This window comes from Methanosarcina sp. A14 (assembly GCF_001729375.1).
Lineage (GTDB): Archaea > Halobacteriota > Methanosarcinia > Methanosarcinales > Methanosarcinaceae > Methanosarcina > Methanosarcina barkeri.
This window is the reverse complement of sequence record NZ_LZPK01000050.1, coordinates 1-2,778: the sequence shown is the minus strand read 5'-3', so window position 1 is coordinate 2,778 and position 2,778 is coordinate 1. Positions and strand designations below refer to the sequence as shown.

The 2,778-nt window shown below is 35.4% G+C and carries 3 protein-coding genes; all 3 read right to left on the bottom strand.

Features of this window, described 5'->3' with window-relative positions; all coding sequences use genetic code 11:
- Positions 1-44: 44 nt before the first annotated feature.
- Positions 45-260 carry a hypothetical protein gene (locus A9239_RS03345; protein WP_048117083.1) on the bottom strand — a complete coding sequence of 72 codons (216 nt, stop codon included), beginning with the start codon at positions 258-260 and terminating at the stop codon, positions 45-47.
- On the bottom strand, positions 245-988 hold the full coding sequence (locus tag A9239_RS19295; RefSeq protein WP_176722093.1) for a hypothetical protein: 744 nt from the start codon (positions 986-988) through the stop codon (positions 245-247). Before A9239_RS19295 ends, A9239_RS03345 begins: the two co-directional genes overlap by 16 nt.
- 162 nt (positions 989-1,150) lie before the next feature.
- The gene (locus A9239_RS03335; RefSeq protein WP_230629114.1) at positions 1,151-2,263 is read right to left on the bottom strand and encodes a S1 family peptidase; all 1,113 of its coding nucleotides are present in this window, start codon (positions 2,261-2,263) and stop codon (positions 1,151-1,153) included.
- Positions 2,264-2,778 lie beyond the last annotated feature (515 nt).

Sequence of the window (2,778 nt, the reverse complement as noted above, 5' to 3'; positions counted from 1 at the left end):
AATAGGTTACTACAACTGGTTGACCAAGGTAAATTATGTAAAAATTAAAAGGTAGAGCATGGGGATTCAGGCCAAAGGAGGACATTGAATAAAATTGTTTTAACCTCTGAAATATAAAATTTTAAATTTGCTGTTTTGTTGACGTTGAAGGGGATTAGCACTTCTTTTTTCCTCAAGAGGCTGAAAATAAACACGTAAAAAGACATTATGCCATTCAGTTGTCTGGCACCAAGCCCTGTATTACTTACTTCTTCCTGCACTTCCCCACTCCATAAAGACAGATCAAGCCTCCCAATAAACTAAAGCCTGGAGTAGAGTTCTCTTTGCTAGAGTCATTTTCACTTGAGCTATTTATGTTTGAAATATTTCCATTATTGGGTTCAGAATCATTATTTGAATTATTTAGTCTTCCTGTATTTTTTTCTCCAGATATAGGCAAATTTGGTGTTTCAGTAGCAACAGTTGGCACAGGATTATCTTCATACACGAATACCACAGGGACTTCCTTAAGCCCCATCTGGCTTGCTTTTGAGTCAAAGATCTTATATATTTCGTCCATAAAAGGCTTTTCAACTTTCTCACTCTTGTTGATCCCTACCTTTAGAACGCCATCAATGGTTACACCACATCCTGTTACGGGACCATTTGGATAGGAATACCTTGACATTTCATGGTCAAAATTTGCATTGATTTCTTCCATTATTTTGCTAAGAGTATCAATCCATTGGTCTCTCTCTTCCGAACTTCCAAATGCGGGTATACTTCCATAAGCAGCGATAAAATCTGGACCACTTTTCAGTTTATCAAGAGTTTCCGGACCAAAGGTAAGTGGTAAACGTTGTGGAGTGTTATCTGCATTCTCAGAATTATTATTACTTGAATTTTCCATAATGCCATCTCCGTTTTGGGAACAAGAACCTGAAACACAGTTCCCTATAATATTTACTAAAACAACACATAATAGAACATATGATATTTTTAAGCCCATGTAGCCTCCTCTTAATTCAATATTTCTTTGAATATGACTAGACTTTATTAAAAATAAAGGAATAGTTAGTATGGCTCAACTTTGAATAATGCATAATATGTTATTATGTTGCATCTTTTTTTCAAAAATGAACTGTACTAACAAAATTTTCTAATTGCACGTTTATGTTTTAAGAGGATATACACCTAAATCGTTGTGTATCCCAGAAACTGGAGAAAATATCGAAGTCGAGTAGCCATTTGAAGAATGTGTTCCCACTCCTCCCCAGTGGATTCCCACAATCTTAGCACCGGTACCACTTAAAATATATACAGGAGAACCGCTATCTCCACCGTCGCACCTATATGCTGCAATACATTGATTATATAAAGTTCGTCCAACACCGGAATTGTACCTGTATGTTCCTGTCTCAGTAACATATCCATTTGTTCTTCCTGTTGCTATACCCGATTTAAAAACCATGTCTCCTACCGCGGGATCTCCATATGATACTACATTTCTTGTATGATCAGTATCATAATCATATATCACTGGTCTAACATTAGAACAAGGAACCCATGAAGCGTCTGCACGAGTGTTGCTATATTTGGCTACTCTTCCTACTAAATTGGCACTCGATGCAGTGGGTTGATATACACTACTCCCAATAAATGGTGCAGCATGCTCAACAATAACAAAACCTTTAGTTCCACTATCGGTCCTTGCAGCGAAACCAAGAGTTGACGTCACGGAACCACCATTACCATCTGAAACTATTTTTATGCCTCCAATTAAGGGCCTCCATGAGCTAGTACGACTGGTTGGTACAGGAAAATCTCCATATACAAATACTACTGGAGTATCTTTTACTCCAATTTCTTGTCCATATTTAGAAAATAGATTATAGATTTCATTTTCTTTGGTTTTATCCAGTTCTTGTCCTTTTTCGATTACAACCTTAAGAACGCCATCAATAGTATAACCATAAGCTATAACAGAACCATTTGGATAGAAATACTTTGATATTTTCTTATCATAATTTTCATTAGCTTTAGTATATGTTTTGTTAAGCTTATCAAGCCACTGTTGCCTCTCTTCCAAAGTTTCGAAAGCTGGTATACTTCCATGTGCAGCAATAAAATTCGTATCCTTTTTCAGTTCATCAAGAGTTCCTGGACCAAAGGAAAGCTCCTTTTTAGTCGCATTTTCTTGTGCACTTGCAGCTGGTATTAACGCAATACTAGCTAGTAGCATTACTAATAAAAATATGCCTGTTCTACTTTTATTACACTTCATATTTTATACTCCTATTTAGCACCTAGGAGGCAGAATCAGGCAAGCTTAAATATTCGCACAGCTAATCATGATAACTGCCTCTCGGGGCTTGTCTTATGGAGTTTGGTTTACCTGGAAGTACTTTCAAACTCCATAAACTTCTCTTTTTTAACTCCTTATAACTATTCCGGCCAATTTCTCTAACTGTATGATTCTTAAACGAATTTCGGTCTGGATTACTTTCTAATATTTTTACGGTTTACTAATTTGGCCATAAATTATTTATTTGAGTATATGTCTTAACCCATATTCAAAAATAAGTATAAAAGAAAATATTATCCAATATTAATGTATAAAAGTATTATTTAAGTTGATAAATACTAAATATGGACTTATTTACCTATAAATTATCCAACTTTGCCTATACTGGTGTAATTAATTAAAGAGTTCGAAGAATGGGAACTTACTGTTAATTGTGCATGCGCCTGCATAAAACTGTTTTGGCTAATTGAAATACATGCGTCATCGGTTAAGCA